Origin of the sequence: Amycolatopsis sp. NPDC051903, from assembly GCF_044452505.1 — a bacterium.
Classification (GTDB): domain Bacteria; phylum Actinomycetota; class Actinomycetes; order Mycobacteriales; family Pseudonocardiaceae; genus Amycolatopsis.
This window is the reverse complement of the sequence record NZ_JBITBT010000062.1, coordinates 15,928-33,760: the sequence shown is the minus strand read 5'-3', so window position 1 is coordinate 33,760 and position 17,833 is coordinate 15,928. Positions and strand designations below refer to the sequence as shown.

The following is a 17,833-nucleotide window of genomic DNA, read 5'->3' as shown; positions in this document are numbered from 1 at the left end:
CACGCGGTCTGGATCACCTTGTCAAGGCACGCTTTCCAGCCTTGACAAGGTGATCCAGACCGTCGTTACCATCATCGGCTTCGGGGTGCAGGCACTCTCCCGGGCGCAACGTCGCGCCCCCGGCGCGACGAGCCGCCCTCCCCCACTCCGGCGCTCCCTATACCCCGCCGCGCCACACCGACGCTCGCCTCACGTTCGCCCACATCGCCAAACACACCCCCGCCCCAGCAGACACACCCCCGCCCTCCCAGGGGGGCGTCCCCACGTCCATTCTATCGGCCATCACCGACAAAACCCCTGGCCAAGCAGGTTTAGACGACGATCTGTCCACAACTAGCCACCGGTGTGGACAACCCAGCGCGACCTCGCGAACGCGCAGGTCAACCGCAGCCTCCGCAACAAAACACCCGGGGCCAGGCCACTCCCCCACACCACCGCCAGGCGACCCCGCACCGCCACCTCACGACAAACCCCACCCGGCGACCCCACACCCGCCGGCGCACCACCGCCGCCCCGCGAACCCACGTCACCACCGGGAACCGCCACACCCGCCACCAACCAGATGACGAATCGGCTTCAACACCCGAAGTACTCCATCGAGAGCAGTGCTCCCCAGCCGGTTTGGTGCTGAAATAGCACATCACCCGGCCGCCGGGAGGACGTGATGACCGCGCTCGACACCCCACCCCTACCGGACGACGACCGGCGGACCGACCTCCCGGTCCAGGCACAACCAGGCCAAGCACAACCGGACCAGCCAGAACCAGAGCCAGGAGAACCAGACCAGTCGCCCCGGAGGTCTCGAAGACCCCTGGTCCTCGCCGCCGTGGCGGGGTTCGCCATCGGGGTCTGCGTGACGGGGCTGTTGTGGGGCCTGTCGGGCCAGCGCGGGGGCGGGGACGTCGACGCCCAGGCCGCCTGCGACTCCTTCTCGCGGGCCGGCCGTCTGCCCGACACGACGGGCGGCTACGACCCCACCGCTTTCACACGCCTGGCCGACGACTCGGCCCACCGCGTCGAAGCGGCCTACCAGCTGGCGCAGGCCGCCGCCGCGTTCGACGGGAAGTACCAGCCCCTGGCGCAGAGCCTCGGCGGCGTCACTGGCATGGTCTTGTCCGGCCACTTCGACAGCCGGTCGGGCCAGGCCGACGTCGTCCGCACCCAGCAGTTGTGCGCCAGGGGCTAGCGGGAACTCACGCGCGCCGAACCGTCTTCACCGCCAGCTGGAAGCCCGGGATCTTGTCACCGGCGCAGCCCTGACCGGGGTCGGACACGAAGTTCGACGCCGTCTCCTGCGGCAGGTAGATGCGCAGACCCCGCACGTCCGTGGGCTTGCAGACGGCCGGGTCGAAGTTCAGCACCTGCGCGAACTGGATGTCCGCGGCGGCCGACTGGCCGGGCTGCAGCTTGATCGCCTCACCCTTCGTGCCCACGCGCGTCGCGGCCGGACCCACCTGGTGCCCGTCGTCGCCGGTCACGTACGAGACGCCCGGGAAGCCCTGGATCGTGCACGCCTTGCCGCTCTTGTTCTTGATCAGCAGCGGCCGGTAGGTCGACCCCGCGCCGGAATCGCCCTGGCCGAGCGACAGCGTGACGTCGGGCGCCTTGCACAGCCCGTTCGCGACGGGCTGCCCGGTGGCCGGCGCGTTGTCCGAAGAGGACTCCGGCGTCGACGTGGCCGTGGGCGCCGACGACGTCTCGGAAGTGCTCGACGACGGGTCAGAGCTGGGGGTGTTGTTCGCGCTCGGCGTGGTCCCGCCGCCGCACGCCGACAACAGCAGCACACCGGATGCGCTCAACCCCGCGAGAAAGACCAGAGATTTCCTCGTGCTTACCATTTCCTTCGCCTCCCCGTGCTGGGTAACCACTGTCAAGTGGACGTGCGACCTCCGCACCGGGTTGCTCGCACCGTGAATCCTTCACCGATTGGCAGGCGATGATGACGGGCTTTTCTCACCAGGCATGGCAACACACGGCGAAGTTACAACACGCTGTGACCGTCCACCCGTTCAACGAAGAGCTCGCCACCGGCGGTTTGTCGCGCGATCGGTTCAAGTTCTACCTGGTCCAGGATGCGCGTTACCTCGCCGAGTTCGCTCGCGCGCTCGCCGCCGCGGCGGCCAAGGCGCCGGAACCCTCCGACGTCGCGTTCCTCGCCGGCGCGGCGCGCGAGGCCATCGTCACCGAGCGCGAAATGCACGAGAGCTACTTCGCGCTGTTCGAGCTCTCCGAAGCCGAACTGGCGGCCGTCGAGACCTCGCCGACGTGCCTCGCGTACACGTCGTTCCTGCTGGCCACGGCCCACACGCGCAGCTACGAGGAGCTGCTCGCGGCGCTGCTGCCGTGCTTCTGGGTCTACCAGCACGTGGGCGCCGGCATCCTCGCGCGGCAGTCGCCGGGCGCCGCCAACCCGTACCGCGCGTGGATCGACACCTACGCCGCCGAAGAGTTCGAAGCCACCGTCCGCGAGGCCCGCGACACGCTCGACCGAGCCGCCGACGCCGCGAACGAAGCGACCCGCGAAAAGATGCTCGCCGCTTTCACCCGAGCGTGTGAGTACGAATGGCTCTTCTGGGACTCCGCCTACCGCCTGGAAGGCTGGCCCACTGCGTTGTTGGCCCCGGCTCCGCCGGGGCGGCGAGATCGCTGAAATCCGGTTTCTTCCCTCCCGATGTGCTCGGCCCGAGGGGCCGAGCACATCGCTCAGTCCAGAAACCGGCGCGATCTCGCGGTGTGGCAAAGTTCCTCCGGCCGGTGGTTCCGGTGGTGGCGGCCCGGCGGTGTTGCGGGCGAGAGCTCACCGGGGACGGTCCGCGGGCTTTCACTCAGAGCGGCGTATCGACCCAGGTCAAGCAGCGCCACGAACCGTCTGGCAGTGCTTCGAGCTCGACAACGCCGGTGTTGGGGATGAGGGCGCTGCTCGCGAGGTCCGCGGGCACGTTGTCGGCGAGGAACTCGGCGCCGAGGCGGATGGCGCCGCCGTGGCTGACCAGCGCGACGATCCCGTCGGGCGCGGTCTGCTCGTGCTTGGTGCGCAGGTCGTCGGCCGCCCCGACCATGCGGGCGCGCACCTGCTCGCCCGACTCGCCGCCGGGGATCGCCACGGCGAGATCGCCTTCCGTCCACCGCCGGGCCGTCTGCAGGTAGAGCTGGATCGACTCGGGGTCGGTGGCGTCTTCGAGGTCGCCAGCGTCGACCTCCTTCACGCCCTCGATCACCTGCACCTCGAGGCCGAGCGCCTCGGCCAGCGGCGCGGCCGTCTGCTGCGCGCGCGTGGCTTCGGACGCGTACACGGCGACGATCGGCTCGCCCGCGAGCCGGGCCGCCAGCGCCGTCGCCTGCTCCCGGCCGAGCTCGGTGAGCGGCGGGCCGGGCAGCGCCGTGTCGAGCGCGCCGCGCACGTTCCCGTCGGTCTGGCCGTGGCGGATCAGGAACAGCCTCACGCGCCTTCCCCCTTCAGCACGGCGTCGACCCAGGCTTGGGCGTCGACGAACTCCTGGTTGCCCGCGCCCGGTTCGATCGTGGCCGCGACCTGGTCGGCCCGCGGGTGCGAGCCGAGGAACCGCAGGTGGCAGCGGCGGCGCAGCGCGGCCAGCGCGTCGATGATGCGCGGTTCGGCGACGTGACCCTCGAAGTCGATGAAAAAGCGGTACTCGCCGAAGTTGTTGCGGGTCGGGCGGGCATCGAGGCGCGTGAGGTTGATGCCGCGGCTCGCCAGTTCGGCGAGCAGCTCGGCCAGCGCGCCCGTGCGGTTGGCGGCCGCCGCGACGATCGACGTCCGGTCGGCGCCCGTCGGCGCGGGCAGCTCGCCGGGACGGCGGACCAGCAGGAACCGCGTCTGCGCGTCCGGCACGTCGACGACGCCCGTGGCCAGCTCCTCCAGCGCGTAGTGCTCGATCGCGACCGGGGCCGACACGGCCGCGTCGTACTGGCCCTCCAGCACCCCCACGGCGGCCGACGCCGTGGACGAAGACGCCACCACGGTCGCGCCGGGCAGGTTGGTCTCGAGCCAGTCGCGCACCTGCGCGAGCGCGTGCGGGTGGCTCGCGACCGTGCGGATCTCGCCGCCGCCCGGGCGCGTCAGCACGCTGAACTGGATCGGCAGGATGGTCTCCGCGACGGCGACCAGGGGGTCCCCGTCGCTGAGCCCGTCGAGCGTGGTCGGCACGACGCCCTCGACGGAGTTCTCGATCGGTACGCACGCCGCGTCGGCCGCACCTTCGCGGACGGCCTGCAACGCCAGCCGCACGGTCTCGTAGGGGGTCAGGTCCTCGCCCGGCGCGAGCGCACGGGCGGCCTGCTCGGTGAACGTGCCCTGGGGGCCGAAATACGCGATCCGCAACACGACCGCCAGGCTACTTACTGCCGGAGTGGCGGTTTTCACTCGGACAGCCACAACGCAACCCGGTTACGCCACGTGGCATTTTTTGCCATGCTTGACCGGTGACCGCCGAATCGGGCACACACACCGGGCGCGAGGACATCGGCCCGCCGGTTTCGTCCCGGACGCCGGAACTGGTGCTGTGCGCCGTCGATGAACCGCTCGCCGCCGCGTGGACCGGCGCCGTCTCCACCCTCGGGACCGAGGTCGAGATGGTTCGGGTGCACCGTGGTTCGGTGCTGGACGTCGTCGCCCAGGCGGTCGTGAGCCCCGCCAACTCCTACGGCTGGATGCGCGGCGGGATCGACGCCGTCTACGCACGCGCGTTCCCGGGGGTCGAGCAGAGCGTCCGGAGCGCAGTTCTGGCTTCGTACGGCGGAGAACTGCCCATCGGCGAGTCCGTGGTCGTGCCGACGGGCGAGGCCGAACCGGCGTGGCTCATCAGCGCGCCGACGATGCGCGAGCCGGGCGAACGGCTGCCCGCGGACACCGTGCACCCCTACCTCGCCGCGCGCGCGGTGTTCCTGCAGTGGCAGCACGGCGTGCTCGAGGAGGGGCCGGTCCGAGAGGTCGTCCAGACCATTGCGATGCCGGGGCTCGGCACCGGCGTGGGCGGCGTGGCCCCGGCGACGTGCGCGCGCCAGGTGGCGGCGGCGTGGGAGGAAGTCTTCGGCCGGCGCCGTGACCCTCGGTGATCGCCGGTGCGGTTGTTCGAACCGCGTGCAAGACATCACAGCGCGTTCACGCCCGGTAGGCCCTACCGTTGATGGAGCGTTACTCGCTGGGTAGCGCTCAGTACGGAGCCAGCGCAGGCGACGGCCGAGGAGTGTGCGATGCCACGGGTCCGTGAACTCAGTCCCTACGTCGAGCTTCACCGGGAACAGTGGCGAGAGCTCCGCAGCTCGACCCCGCTGCCCCTCACCGCCGACGAGCTGGTGCGGCTGCGGGGTCTCGGCGAACAGATCGATCTGGCCGAGGTGGCCGACGTCTACCTGCCGCTCTCGCGGCTGATCAACCTGCAGGTCAAAGCCCGGCAACAGCTGTACGAAGCCACCACCACGTTCCTCGGCGAGGACTGCCGCGGGACGAAGGTGCCGTACGTGATCGGCGTCGCCGGCAGCGTCGCGGTCGGCAAGTCGACCACAGCCCGCATCCTCCGCACCCTGCTCGCCCGCTGGCCCGACCACCCGCGCGTCGACCTCGTCACCACCGACGGCTTCCTGTACTCGCGCGACGAGCTCACGCGCCGCGGTCTCATGCACCGCAAGGGCTTCCCCGAGAGCTACGACCGCCGCGCGCTGCTGCGGTTCGTCACCGAGGTCAAGTCGGGCGCCGAACGGGTGTCGGCGCCCGTGTACTCGCACCTCGCGTACGACATCCTGCCCGGCCAGGAGCAGGTGGTGGAGCGGCCGGACATCCTCATCATGGAGGGGCTGAACGTGCTGCAGCCCGGCCCGCGCCTCACGGTGTCGGACCTGTTCGACTTCTCGATCTACGTCGACGCGCACACCGACGACATCGAACGCTGGTACGTCGAGCGCTTCCTCAAGCTGCGCCACACGGCGTTCGCTGACCCGGCGTCGCACTTCCACCACTTCGCCGGCCTGCCCGACGACGAGGCCCGCGAAGAAGCCCGCCACCTCTGGCGGACGATCAACGAGCCGAACCTCATGGAGAACATCAAGCCGACCCGCCCGCGCGCGACGCTCGTGCTGCGCAAGGACGCCGACCACTCCATCAACCGCGTGCGGCTGCGCAAGCTCTGACGCAGCGGTTCACCCACATAGCCCCCACCAGCCTCAGTTCTTCACCCTCCGCCCTTCGGCCTCGGCCGATCGGCCAGATCCGCGGGCGGCTTCGTAACCGGTTGGCCGATACCGGACGAGCCTCGTGAAAGCGACCCTGAACAGAAGGGAAATCGCATCTGACCTGGGAGGAGGCCCCGGTGTTGTCACTAGTCCTCACGTGGGTCGGCGCAGTGCTCGGATTGGCCCTGCTCGTCGCGATGGCGGCCAGCACCTTCCTGGTCGACCTCGACGAAGCCATCCGCGAACGCCGACGCAAGGCCGCCAACGCCGCCGCCGCCGTGCCGGTGGTCACGAACCAGCCACCGCACACGGCGTGAAAGAGCCCCAGCCCGGGTGACCGAGCTGGGGCTTTTCCTTGGGAGAGCTAGGAAATCTCGGCGAGCGCCGCGCGGTAGCCGTCGAGGTCGTAGTCGAGCCGGTCGTCGTCGGACTCCTCGAGCTGAGCCTCCAGCACGGAAACCAGCTCGCCGATGACCTCTTCACGGGAGAGCCCGCGGCCGAGCAGCACCTGCGCCGCGGCCCACACCTCCTCGGGCGCGTCCTCCCACAGCTGGTCGACCACGCTCGTCTCCAGCGCGAGCCGCAGCCCGTCGTTCCCGTCGAACTCGTCGTTCGCCAGCGACTCGTGGTACTCGGGGTGCTCGCCGATCACGAGCAACCGCCGCTGCTCGGGGTCCGACGGGTCCAGGTCCGTCAGCTCCTCGTCGCCGATCACCGTGGTCAGCGACGGCACCGCGAACTTCCGGCGGGTGACCACGGCCAGCGCCTCTTCGGGCGACTCCGTGCCGTCCAGGTAGTCGGACAGCTCCTCGGCCTCGTCGTCCTCCTCGTCCGAGAGGTACTCGGCGAGGTACTCCTGCACGTCTTCGACGAGCGCGGTGACGGCGACGTCCGACAGGCCACCGCGGCGCGCCGCCCACTGCGTCCACGCGAGGACGACCGGCGGCACCGCGTCCTCGTCCTCGACCTCGTACTCGCCGCCCAGCAACGATTCGAGGAACCGCGCCAGCTTCTCCGGCCCGACCCGCGCCGGGTTCGCGGGCTCGACGCGGCAGCCGTGCTCCACGAGCAGCGCCGCCACCGACCGCGCCGCCTCGACGTCCGGCAGCTCGGTCGCCGTGAGGAACTCCGTGACGAGGGCGTCGCGCTGGTCGGCGGTCCACTCCTGGACCGGCGCCGCGGCCACCGGTTCCGGCAGCGCCCGCACCCACGCCGTCGCGACCGCGTGGAACCGCGGGTAGTCGGCGCCGACCTCGGGGTCCTCCAGCGCGTCGGTCAGGGCGATGCCGTCGAGCAGCAGCCGGTGCGCGTCCGCGGGCTCGACCTTCTCGAACACCACGAGCTCGCCGTCCTCGGCGACCTGCGCCCGCATCTCCGCGAGCACCTCGTGCGGCTCGTCGACGACCACGAGGTCGCGCACCCGGCCCAGTTCCGTGAAGTCCAGCAGCGCCAGCAAGCCGAGCGACGCCTCACCGCGCGAGAAGACGCACAGCAGCGAAGCCTCGTCGCCGTAGACGTCGCCGGTCCGCCAGATCTCCCCGGCAGTGACCTTCCCGATCTCCGCGGCCCACTCCGGCTCCGGGATCCCGCGCGTCAGCACCACGTCGAGCGCCTCGGCCGCGGCGGTGCGCTCCTCGTCGGTCTCCGCCAGCACCTTCAGCGCCGCCAGCAGGGCCGCCGCGCCGGGCGTGATCTTGCGCTGCGCGAACGCGATGAGCTCCAGGCCCAGCTGCTCGCCGGCCTCGGGCTCGCCCTCGATCGTCAGGTCCCACCACTGGCCCAGCACCTCGGAGGTCAGGAGCTCGACGTCGAACGGACCGGGCTCCGCGGCGACGGCGGAGAAGTCCCGGAGGACGTCCTTGAACAAGCCGGTCACGCTGGGCGTGGCGGGCTGGGGGCTCTTCTTGCGGGCGCGACTGACCGGGCTCATGCGGAACATCGTTGCATCGACGGCACGAGCGCGGATCCGCGGGACGCGCGGTCGCGGTGGCCCCGGGCGCGGTATCCGCGGCCGGCCAGGGAACCGGCTGCGGAGAGGGACCACCGCGACGTCGCGGGAAAAACCGCTATCGAGGTGTTTCAGCTGGTCAACGAGCCGGATTCCGGAAGGTTACGCGGTTTCGGCAACGCGATCCGCGCCGCGCGCACTTCGGCGATCAGGCGGGTCTTGCGGCGGTGAACGCTCACCAGATCGGCGAGGTAACCCGTGAACTCCTCCGCCGTGCCGGCGCGCTTGTGGAGCGTGCGGAGCTTCTTCAGCTGCTTCGCCGCTTCGCGGTAGGCCTGCGGGTCCTTCTGCTCGATGAGGTGCTCGACCTGGCTGCGGTAGACGGGGATCGTCTCGGCCGGGTGCGCGGCTTCGCGCAGCGCGGCCAGCTCCACGCACAGGGCGAGCGAGCCGCCGAAGCGCACGCACGCGCGCCACGCCTCGTCGGGCCGGCCCTCGGCAAGCAGGGCGCGGGCGAGCTCGTCGGTGCCGTCCTCGCTTTCGCCCGCGCGCTCGCGCAGGCGGGCCAGCGCGGCGACGCGGTGCACGGACCAGACGCCGGCTTCGGTCGCCGCTTCGCGCAACGCGGCGTACGTGAGGTTGTTCGGTTCCTCGTCGAACTCCTTGCGGCGCAAGGAAACCGTTTCGTCTTCGGGCCGGGGCGGGGCGGTCTCGCGGTGGGGCGTGAGGGCGCGCGCGGCGTGCGCGATGGCCTCGCTGTGCCGGCCGGCCGCCCGCAGCACGCGCACGATCTTCAAGCTCACGTCCACCCGCGGCGGCTTGGCCTCGAGGATCGCGACGAGCGCGTCCACATCGCCGCGCACCTCGGCCAGCTCCTCCAGCAGCCGCTCGGCGACGTCGCGGCGGTAGCCGGTGGGGCCGCCGCTCAGTATGTCATCCACAGTGGACTTGATGCGGTCGAGTCCCTTGTCGCCCAATGCTTTCGCGAACTCCGCCAGCGCGATCGTCGGCCGGCCGGGGCCGTCGAACTCGACCTCCAGGAGCCAGTCGGCGAGCTGCTCCGCGTCCGGCGGCCGCGCGGCGCACGCCCGGGCGTACAGCTCCACGGCGAAGTCGAGCTTGCCGGCGAGGTCACCCGACGGATCCCCCGACTGCTCCAGCACCTCCCCGATGTCGTCGACGGTCCGGCGGGCCAGCGGCCCGAGATCGGCGGGGCTGCCCGCGTCCAGCAGCCGCTGCACCGTGTCGAGCACCGCGCCGACCTTCGCGGCGTACTCGACGTTCCCGTCGGACACGGCGGTGTCCAGCAGCCGGTGCGCCTCCGCCACGTCACCCGTTTGTGTGGCGAATCGGAGTTCGAGCGAGTGCCGTAACCCAGGGTCACGGTGAGCTTGGGCGAGGAGCAGGTCCACCAGCGTTTCCGCGTCCAACGTGCGCAGGTACGGGCGCAGATCCGGGGGAGCACTCACGCGCACCAGTCTGCCGTACGGCCTTTGTCGCGCGTGTGGGCCAACTGCGTGCTCTTTTCGGAGCAGTCGCCCACCGCCGGTGACCAGCGGCGGACCGGTGCTTGGCGCCGTTGACGAGGGCGCGGGCGGGACGGGTTGGCCGAGCGCCGGGGAATCGGCGCGGTACAGACGTTCCGTCGCGACGAGCAGGTCGACTGCGGTGTTCTGCTCGTACGCCGTCTCCGCGTCGGGCGGAGATCGCTTCACCCGGGTCAACGCCCGTCCGCCCTACGGCCGCTAGCCGAGCGTGACCGCCGTGGTAGATCAGTTCCCGTGACTCTCGAAGACCTGCAACAGCGCCTGCGCGACTTCGCCGCCGCCCGCGACTGGGAGCCGTTCCACCACCCCAAGAACCTCGTCATGGCCCTGTCCGGCGAAGTGGGTGAGCTCATCTCCCTGTTCCAGTGGCTGACCCCCGACGAGGCCCGCCAGTACCGCTCGGACGCCGCACTGGCCTTCAACGTCCGCGACGAAATCGCCGACGTCCTGCTGTACCTCGTGCAACTCGCGGACGCCCTGGACATCGACCTGCTGGAAGCGGGCAACGCGAAGATGGACCGCAACGAATCGCGCTTCCCCCGCGTGCACGGCTGATCAGTTCGCGAACGCCTGGCTCAGCCGCGCGTACACGACGACGTTGTCCCCGCCCACGGTGATCAGGCGGAGTTCCGGGGCGGGCGTGGCGCTGCGAGCGGTGGCGAACGGCGCCGGCGGGTGGTCGACGCGGTAGACGGTGAAGACCGCGGCGGTGTGGTCGGCGCGGTGCACCACGACTTGCTCGCCGGGGCGGGCGTCGGTGAGGCGGCGGAAGGCGCCGGGTTCGTCGGAGCGCGCGGCGAGCACCGCGGGGCCGCGTTCGCCGGGGGTCGGGCCGCCGGTGAACCAGCCCGGGGTGCGGGCGTCCTTCGGGCGTTCGAGCGCGCCGTCGGGGGTGAGGCCGAGCCCGACGATCGTGCCGGTGTCCACGCCGATCGCCGGGATTTCCAGGGCCGCCGGGCGCGACGCGGTCTGCACGCGCGACACCGGCACCCGCGTGGCGAACGGCGCCGGGCGGCTGGTGGTGACCACGTCCTGCACCGGCACGTCCGCGGGCGGTTTCAGGAACGCGGCGGCCAGCAGCGCACCCACGGCGGCCGCCAGCACCGCGACGACGGCGAGCCGCGCCCCCATCAGCCCGGCCGGGAAATCGGCGTTTTCGCAATGGCGTTCGAGACGATCACGGGAAACCCCTCCGATCGGCTTGTGCGGTGGATATCCGTGCAATCGCATTGACCGTTACGCGCGATTTTCCGGCAAATTCCCACCACTTCGGAAATGGCCCTCCGATGGTGCGCATCCGGTGATTTTTCCCCGTGGCGAACGTGGCGTCGGGCACCAGCACCAGCTACCGGCCCCGCGACGCCGTAACCTCGAGGTATGCCGATCCAGGTGCTGCTCGTCGACGACCACGAACTGGTGCGCCGGGGCCTGCGCGACCTCCTCGGCGACGAGGCGGACATCGAGGTGGTCGCCGAGGCCGGGGGCGTCGAGGAGGCGCTGGCCGTCGCGATGCACGTGGAGCCCGACGTGGCGGTGGTCGACGTCCGGCTCGGCGACGGCGACGGCATCACGCTGTGCCGCGAGCTGCGCTCCAAGCCGAACCCGCCGGCGTGCCTCATGCTCACCGCGTTCGACGACGAGGAGGCGATGGTCGGCGCGATCATGGCCGGCGCGTCGGGTTACCTGCTGAAACAGGTCCGCGGACAGGACGTGGTCAACGCGGTGCGCGAGGTCGCCGCCGGCCACTCGCTGCTCGACCCCGTCAGCACGGCCCGCGTGCTCGACAAACTGCGCCACCCGCCGACGGACGAACTCGCCGACCTCACCGACCGCGAGCGCGACGTCCTGGAACTCATCGGGCAGGGCCTGTCCAACCGGGAAATCGCCGAACGCCTCTTCCTGGCCGAAAAGACGGTCAAGAACTACGTCACCTCGGTGCTCGCCAAGCTCGGCATGCAACGCCGCACGCAAGCCGCCGCCTGGATCGCCCGCCGCGGCAAGTGAGCACCGCCGGTTCCGCGGATTTTCGCGTGAGCAGCGCATACCTCCTATTGCCACTCCGCTAGTCCGTTCGAAGTGCGACCGGTCCACTCGCGTCACCGTTGGCGACAGCGAGTTCGGTAAGCATCCTCCGAATTCACCCCATCGTGAGTCGAATGGGTGTTCGATTTCCCGGTATTATCGTGACCAGGTGAGAGCGAGTTGTGGCTCGCGATGCTGGGGATTTCCGGAGCGTTTCCGGAACGACCAAGAGAAAGGAGCGGCTCACATGACGCGTGAAGGCTGACGCCGGATCAGCGCGGTGTGGGTGCCGGTCGCCGCTGCGACCAGTCCAAAGGGAGACGACGGGCCGGGCTGAGGTTCGGTCGGTCGGTGAGGAGAGCGCGCGGCGCGGTGGTCCGGGAAGGTGACCGGACCAGTGGGCGGTGTGGTTCGGAAAGGTGGCGGTGACGCAGGGACTGTGGTTGGTCGCGGGGTAACTCGCGCGCCCTTTGGCTCAGGCACGAAAGTGCGGCTGCGCGCAACGTGGTGCTAGCTCGGTCGCTCGCCGCTCGGATTTGGTCCGGAACTCTGACTGAGCCGGTGCACGGCGTGGATGGGCGGAGGAAACCCGCCCACGCATGGATCTGATGATGCGGCCGCACTCGCATGCGCTGCGCCGTTGAGTGCGGGGTGGGTCGCGCCCGAGCTCGGACGGTAACGGTGGCCGAGCAATCACGCGCGGCGTGTCGCGAGGTAGCCGAGGAGCCGCTCGGTTCGAAGCGGTGACCCAAGCGGCGCCCGGCGTGGTTGCTCCGAAAGGCCGAGGCAGCGTCGGCTGGTGTCGTATCCGCGGAGGACTGGCCGTGTCCAACGCGTGGCATGTCGGCCTGGTTGCAAGTAACTGGGTATCTCAGCGTCCGTCATACCTGTGCTGGCGTTGGAGAGGTAGGTCGTGGCTGGTCCGGTCACGTGTGTCAGAGGAAGGAGCCCCGAAAGGCGTGGTACCCCCACCGGCCGGCGGACGCCAGCTGTGGTCGCTAAGTCGGGCCTAGCCCAGCGGGAGGTCGAAAGCGACGAGCGTGCCCAGGCTCGGCGAGGAGTTGATGAAGAACTGCCCACCGGCGGCGTCGGCGCGTTCGGCGAGGTGGCGGAGGCCCCGGGTCGCCACGCCTTGGGGCACACCGGAGCCGTTGTCGCGCACGCGGAGTTTCACGCCGTCGCGGTCGCGGGTCAGGGTGACGCGCGTTTCGCTCGCGCCGGAGTGGCGGACCACATTGGACAGTGCCTCGCGCAGCGCCGCGCGGATGTGGTCGGCGCGTTCGGCCGGGATGTCGGCGAACTCGCCCGACAGTTCGAGGGTCGGGGGATAACCCAGCAGCTCGCCGGCGATGCGGACTTCGCCGCGGGCGGACTCGGCGAGATCGGTCGGCGCGCCGGTGTCGTGGCGGGGTTCGGGGGACCGCAGCGCCCGGACGGTGCCGCGGATCTCCTCGATGGTCTGGTCGAGCTGGTCGATGGCGTCGGACAGCCGGGCGCCGTCGGCCTGGGCGAAGCGCTTGCGCATGTTGCGGCGCACGCGGTCGAGCTGCATGCCGGCGCCGTAGAGGCGCTGGACGATCACGTCGTGCAGCTCGCGGGCGATGCGTTCACGCTCCTGGTAGAGCGTGACGCGGTGGCGAGCGTTGGCGCCCTCGGCGAGCGCCAGCACGACACCCGCCTGCGCGGCGAACGCCACGAGCATCTCCACGGTCCCCGCGGAGAACGGTTCGCGCCCCTGCAATCGGTACACGGTCAGCGCGCCCAGCACCCGCCCGCCCGAGCCGAACGGTGCGGCGGCGAACGCGCCGAACGCTCGCAGCTCGTCCGGCACGTACGGCGCCGTCCGCGGGTCCAGCACGAAGTTGTCGCTCACCACCGGCTCGCCGCCGCGCGCGACGCGGCCCGCGGCGGAGTCGGCGGGCAGCGTCAGGCCCCTGAGGGAGCGGTTTTCGCCGCTGGTGTCGACAGCGGCCTCGACCACGACGTGCCCGTCGTCGGTGCCGACCATGGCCAGGCCGAGGTCCGCGTCGGCTAGTTCGGCGGCCCTGACCACGACGGTGTCCAGCACCGCCTCGGGGTCGTCCCCGGACAACGCGGTGCTGGTGATCTCGGTGGCAGCGGACAACGCCCGCGCGGCAAGTGTCGGGTCCATGTGCAACACCGACCCTAGCGCGTGCTTGCGCCCCGGATCCGGAAGCGTGACCGTCACCCATCACCCCTCACGGCCACGGCCGCCACGCGCGCGGGCCGCTCGACGACCCGGCCACCCCGGACTTCCAGGACGACGTCGGCGTCGAGCTCTTCGTCGGCGTTGTGCGTGACGTGCACAACGGTGCGGCCGGCCAGCTCGGTGCGCAACGTCGCGCGCAGCGCGCGAGCCGTCGGCTCGTCGAGGTGCGCAGTGGGCTCGTCGAGCAGCACGAGGTCTGCCGCCGGTGCGGCGAGCAGCGCCCGCGCGAGCGCGACGCGCTGAGCCTGTCCCCCGGACAGCCCGGCACCGGCGCTGTCCAGGACCGTCGCCGGGTCCAGGCCCGGCAGCCGGGCCAGGTCGAGCGCGCGGCGGAGGTCGTCGTCGGTGGCCTTCGGGTCGGCGAGCCGCAGGTTCTCCGCGACGGTCGTCGACACCAGCATCGGCTCCTGCGGCGCCCACGAAACCCGGCCCGGCGCCGTCACCTCACCCGCGCGCGGCGCCAGGAATCCCAACAGTGCGGCGACCAAAGTCGACTTACCGGCACCACTCGGCCCGACGACCGCGACGTACGAACCCGGCGCGACGTCGAGCGTCACGTCCTCCAACACGGTCTCCCCGCCAGGCCAGCCGAGGTCCGCGCCGCGCAGCCGCACCGTCCGGCCGACCTGCACCGGCGCCGGAGCCGACGCGGACTGCAGCTCCCCCAACCGCTCGCGCGCGCCGCGCAGCGTGTCCCAGTGCACGGCCACCGGCGGCAACAACGCCAGCACCTCTGCCAGCGCCAACGGCACCAGAGCGAGCAACGGCGCCAGCACACCCGCCAGCTGACCGGCCGCGACCGCGTGCGCGGCGAGCATCGTGCTCACCACCGCGGCCACCCCGGTAACTACGGTGATCAGCGCCTCCGCCGCGCCCGTACCGAACGCCTGCCGGCGGGCTTCCGCTGTGAGGCGGCCGTCCGTCGCGAACAACTCGCGCCGGCGCGCGCCCGCCGTTCCGTACGCCAGCGACTCGGCCGCCGACGCGAACAGCACCAGCACCCGCGCGGCGAGATCCCGACGACCCGCCGCCAGCGCCGCGGTCGCGCGCCTCTCAGCGAACAACGCCAGCCGCGGCGCGGCCAGCCCCACGACAACCGCCGCCGCGAGCACGGCCCCCGCCGACGGCAGCACGATCGCCTGCACCGCAACCGCCCCCGCGGCGACCAGCCCGACGACGATCGGTGGCGCGACGACGCGCGGCAGCAGGTCGCGGACGGTGTCGACGTCCGCGACCAGCCGCCGCTGCCCCTCGCCGGCGGCGAGCCCACGCGCCGGTCCGAGCTTCACCAGCGAATCCCACAGCAGCACGCGCAGCCGCCCGGCGATCCGGAACGCGGCGTCGTGCGTCGCGAGCCGCTCGGCGTAACGCAGCGCCGCCCGCCCGAGTCCGAACGCGCGCACCCCGACCACGGCCACGGTCAGCGTCAGGATCGGCGGCCGCAGCGACGCCTCCGCGATCAGCCACCCCGACGTCGCCGTCAGCGCGACTCCCGCCAGCAACGCCAGCGCCCCCAGCACCGCACCGGCGAACAACCGGCGGTCGACCAGCAACCGCCACGCCAGCGGCCGCCGCGCACCCGCCTCCACAACCACAGAACCCTTGCGCGGCACCGGATCCTCGTCCACAACCACAACACCGGCCGGCCGCTCGTGCGCCGCGATGATCGCCGCCGCCCCACCGTCCACCGCCCGCTCGACGGCGGCCAGCACGCGCCGCGCGTTGACCTCGTCGAGGTGCGCCGTCGGCTCGTCAAGCAGCAGCAGCCACGCCCCCGCGCGCACCCGCAGCAACGCCCTCGCGACCGCCACCCGCTGCCGCTGCCCCAGCGACAACTGGTCCACGGGCCGGTCCGCGAGCCCGGTCAGCCCCAGCTCCCCCAGCACCTCCTCAACAGCCCCGGCCCGAACGGTCCCCTCGCTCGCCTCGGCGCGAACGGTCCCCTCGCGCACGTCTCCGCGAACGGTCCCCCAGCTCGCCGAATCCTCGCGAACGGACCCCTCACCCGGCTCGGCACGAAGAACCTCGGCGCCGCCTGCGCGAACGGTCCCCTCCTCCGAGTCGTCGCGAACGGTCCCCTCACGAAGCAAGTCACGAACGGTCCCGCCATCCCGACGGGCACCAACGGTCCCCTCGGTCTGCCCAGCACGAACCCACAGCTCGCCCAGCCCCGCGCCAACGGTCCCCTCACCCGGCGAACCCGCACGAGCGGTCCCCTCGCTCGACCCAGCACCAACCCACTGCCCGTCCAGCCCCGCGCCAACGGTCCCCTCACCCGGCGAACCCGCACGAGCGGTCCCCTCGCTCGACCCAGCACCAACCCACCGCTCGTCCAGCGCTGCGCCAACGGTCCCTTCGCCCCGCGAACCCGCACGAACGGTCCCCTCGCGCCGGTCGTCGCGAACGGCCCCCTCGCTCGGCAAATCCGAGCGAACGGTCCCGCCGCGAATCCGAGCACCAACCCACCGCTCGCCCAGCCCCGCGCCGACGGTCCCCTCACCCAGCGAACCCGCACGAACGGACCCCTCGCGCAGCGAGTCGCGAGCGGTCCGGTCGTCCCCAGCGTCGCGAACGAACGCCGCGCTCAGCTCGTCGCGAACGGTCCCCCCGCTGAACACCGGCGACTGCGGCACCCACGCGACGTCCGCCCGCCAGCGCTCCACGTCAACCTCGGCCAGCGGCACGTCGCCGATCTGGACCGAGCCGTCGAACGTGGGGACGAAGCCGAGCAGCACGCCCAGCGTGGTGGATTTCCCCGCCCCGCTCGGGGTGCGCAGCCACACCGTTTCCCCGCGCCGCACCGAAAACGACTCGTCGGACGGGGCGAAGCCGCCGCGGCGGGCCACGGTCAGGCCCGACACAGTCAGTTGTCCACAGGGCGCGACGCGCGTCCCGGCCGGTGGCGCCGGCGACGACAACACGTCGGTCACCCGGCGCACGGCTTCCACGCCGTCTTCGCTCGCGTGGAAGGCCGCGCCCACCGCGCGCAGCGGCTGGTAGCACTCGGGCACGAGGATGAGCACCCCGAGGCCGATGGCCAGCGGCAACGAACCCGACACCAGCCGCACGCCGATCACCACGGCCACGAGCGCCACGGACAGCGTGGCCACCAGCTCGAGCACGAACGCCGACGAGAACGCGACCCGCAGCGTCCGAAGCGTCGCGCGGCGGTGGCGTTCGGAGAGCCGGTCCACGGTCGCCGACTGGGCCGGGGCGCGGCGGAACGCCGTGAGCACCGGCAGCGCGCGCACCAGTTCCAGCAGCAGCCCCGACATCCGGTGCACCGCGTCGGTCGCGCCGGCCACTCGGTCGGCCGTGAACTTCCCGACCAGCACGGCGAAAACGGGCAGCAGCGGCACGGTCAATGCCACGATCACCGCGGACGGCCAGTCCGCCCACAGGATCGCCGCGCCCGCCGCGAGCGGGACCACCGCGGCCGTCACCAGCGCGGGGAGGTACTCGCGGAAGTACGCGTCGAGCGCGTCGAGCCCGCGGGTCACCAGCTCCGTCAGCGAGCCGTGGCCGTGGCGCGCCAGCCACTCCGGCCCCAGCCGCAGGGCGTGCGACACGACGCGGGCGCGCAGGTCCTGCTGCGCCGTGGCCGCCGCGCGTGCCGAGACCACCCGCACCGCCCAGCCGGTCAGCGCGCGGCCCGCGACGAACGCGAACAGAGCGGCCAGCTGGGCGGTGCGGACCCCGGCACCTGTGGAGACGATGGCGGCCAGCACGTCGGCCAGCAGGAAAGCTTGGGCCACGAGGAAAACGGCGTTGACGAACGACAGCACCGCAACCAGGAGCAACGCCCGGCGCGCGGCCGGCCCGAGAGCCGGGAGCGCGCCGAGCGGCCCCTTGCCCGGCCGCACTTGGTCCACTGTGGACCTCGGGGCGGAAAGGGTC

At 71.8% G+C, this 17,833-nt stretch carries 15 protein-coding genes; 7 read left to right on the top strand and 8 right to left on the bottom strand.

What is annotated here, in order from left to right:
- Positions 1-826 precede the first annotated feature (826 nt).
- On the top strand, positions 827-1,186 hold the full coding sequence (locus ACIA77_RS50385; RefSeq protein WP_395893361.1) for a hypothetical protein: 360 nt from the start codon (positions 827-829) through the stop codon (positions 1,184-1,186).
- 7 nt (positions 1,187-1,193) lie between these two features.
- Here ACIA77_RS50385 and ACIA77_RS50380 read toward each other — a convergent pair whose 3' ends face one another.
- Entirely contained in the window at positions 1,194-1,838 is a 645-nt protein-coding gene (locus tag ACIA77_RS50380) for a DUF4232 domain-containing protein (RefSeq protein WP_395893360.1), read from the bottom strand.
- Positions 1,839-1,993: 155 nt separating this feature from the next.
- On the opposite strand from ACIA77_RS50380, the gene tenA reads away from it, so the two are divergent.
- Entirely contained in the window at positions 1,994-2,650 is a 657-nt protein-coding gene (tenA, locus tag ACIA77_RS50375) for a thiaminase II (RefSeq protein WP_395893359.1), read from the top strand.
- Positions 2,651-2,825: 175 nt separating this feature from the next.
- Here tenA and ACIA77_RS50370 read toward each other — a convergent pair whose 3' ends face one another.
- The gene (locus ACIA77_RS50370) at positions 2,826-3,443 is read right to left on the bottom strand and encodes a histidine phosphatase family protein (protein ID WP_395893358.1); all 618 of its coding nucleotides are present in this window, start codon (positions 3,441-3,443) and stop codon (positions 2,826-2,828) included.
- Positions 3,440-4,345 (bottom strand): prephenate dehydratase, encoded by a 906-nt coding sequence (gene pheA, locus ACIA77_RS50365; protein ID WP_204092188.1) that lies wholly within the window; start codon positions 4,343-4,345, stop codon positions 3,440-3,442. Before pheA ends, ACIA77_RS50370 begins: the two co-directional genes overlap by 4 nt.
- A 98-nt stretch (positions 4,346-4,443) precedes the next feature.
- Between pheA and ACIA77_RS50360 the strand changes: the two genes are divergently transcribed.
- The 3 genes from ACIA77_RS50360 to ACIA77_RS50350 all read left to right on the top strand — a co-directional run bounded on the left by ACIA77_RS50360 (position 4,444) and on the right by ACIA77_RS50350 (position 6,506).
- Positions 4,444-5,076, top strand: a complete 633-nt coding sequence (locus ACIA77_RS50360) for a macro domain-containing protein (protein WP_395893357.1) — start codon at positions 4,444-4,446, stop codon at positions 5,074-5,076.
- Positions 5,077-5,214: 138 nt separating this feature from the next.
- Positions 5,215-6,147: a type I pantothenate kinase gene (gene coaA, locus ACIA77_RS50355; protein ID WP_204092190.1), complete on the top strand. Its 933-nt coding sequence runs from the start codon at positions 5,215-5,217 to the stop codon at positions 6,145-6,147.
- A gap of 179 nt (positions 6,148-6,326) precedes the next feature.
- Positions 6,327-6,506 carry a hypothetical protein gene (locus ACIA77_RS50350; RefSeq protein ID WP_395893356.1) on the top strand — a complete coding sequence of 60 codons (180 nt, stop codon included), beginning with the start codon at positions 6,327-6,329 and terminating at the stop codon, positions 6,504-6,506.
- 47 nt (positions 6,507-6,553) lie between these two features.
- Here the strand turns inward: ACIA77_RS50350 and ACIA77_RS50345 are convergent, their stop codons facing one another.
- Positions 6,554-8,119: a hypothetical protein gene (locus ACIA77_RS50345; protein ID WP_395893355.1), complete on the bottom strand. Its 1,566-nt coding sequence runs from the start codon at positions 8,117-8,119 to the stop codon at positions 6,554-6,556.
- A 149-nt stretch (positions 8,120-8,268) separates the two neighbouring features.
- Positions 8,269-9,606, bottom strand: a complete 1,338-nt coding sequence (locus ACIA77_RS50340) for a hypothetical protein (RefSeq protein ID WP_395893354.1) — start codon at positions 9,604-9,606, stop codon at positions 8,269-8,271.
- A 312-nt stretch (positions 9,607-9,918) separates the two neighbouring features.
- Here ACIA77_RS50340 and ACIA77_RS50335 point away from each other — a divergent pair, with 312 nt between their 5' ends.
- Positions 9,919-10,239, top strand: a complete 321-nt coding sequence (locus ACIA77_RS50335; RefSeq protein WP_395893353.1) for a nucleotide pyrophosphohydrolase — start codon at positions 9,919-9,921, stop codon at positions 10,237-10,239.
- On the opposite strand, the gene ACIA77_RS50330 is transcribed toward ACIA77_RS50335, so the two are convergent.
- Positions 10,240-10,815 (bottom strand): sortase domain-bontaining protein, encoded by a 576-nt coding sequence (locus tag ACIA77_RS50330; RefSeq protein WP_395893352.1) that lies wholly within the window; start codon positions 10,813-10,815, stop codon positions 10,240-10,242.
- Between the two features lie 246 nt (positions 10,816-11,061).
- Between ACIA77_RS50330 and ACIA77_RS50325 the strand changes: the two genes are divergently transcribed.
- Complete coding sequence (locus tag ACIA77_RS50325) at positions 11,062-11,688, top strand: response regulator (RefSeq protein ID WP_395893351.1); 627 nt, start codon at positions 11,062-11,064, stop codon at positions 11,686-11,688.
- A 1,027-nt stretch (positions 11,689-12,715) separates the two neighbouring features.
- Here ACIA77_RS50325 and ACIA77_RS50320 read toward each other — a convergent pair.
- Entirely contained in the window at positions 12,716-13,858 is a 1,143-nt protein-coding gene (locus ACIA77_RS50320; RefSeq protein WP_395893350.1) for a GAF domain-containing protein, read from the bottom strand.
- Positions 13,859-13,911: 53 nt separating this feature from the next.
- Positions 13,912-17,808, bottom strand: coding sequence for a thiol reductant ABC exporter subunit CydC (gene cydC, locus ACIA77_RS50315; protein WP_395893349.1), 3,897 nt, complete (start codon positions 17,806-17,808; stop codon positions 13,912-13,914).
- Positions 17,809-17,833: the final 25 nt, after the last annotated feature.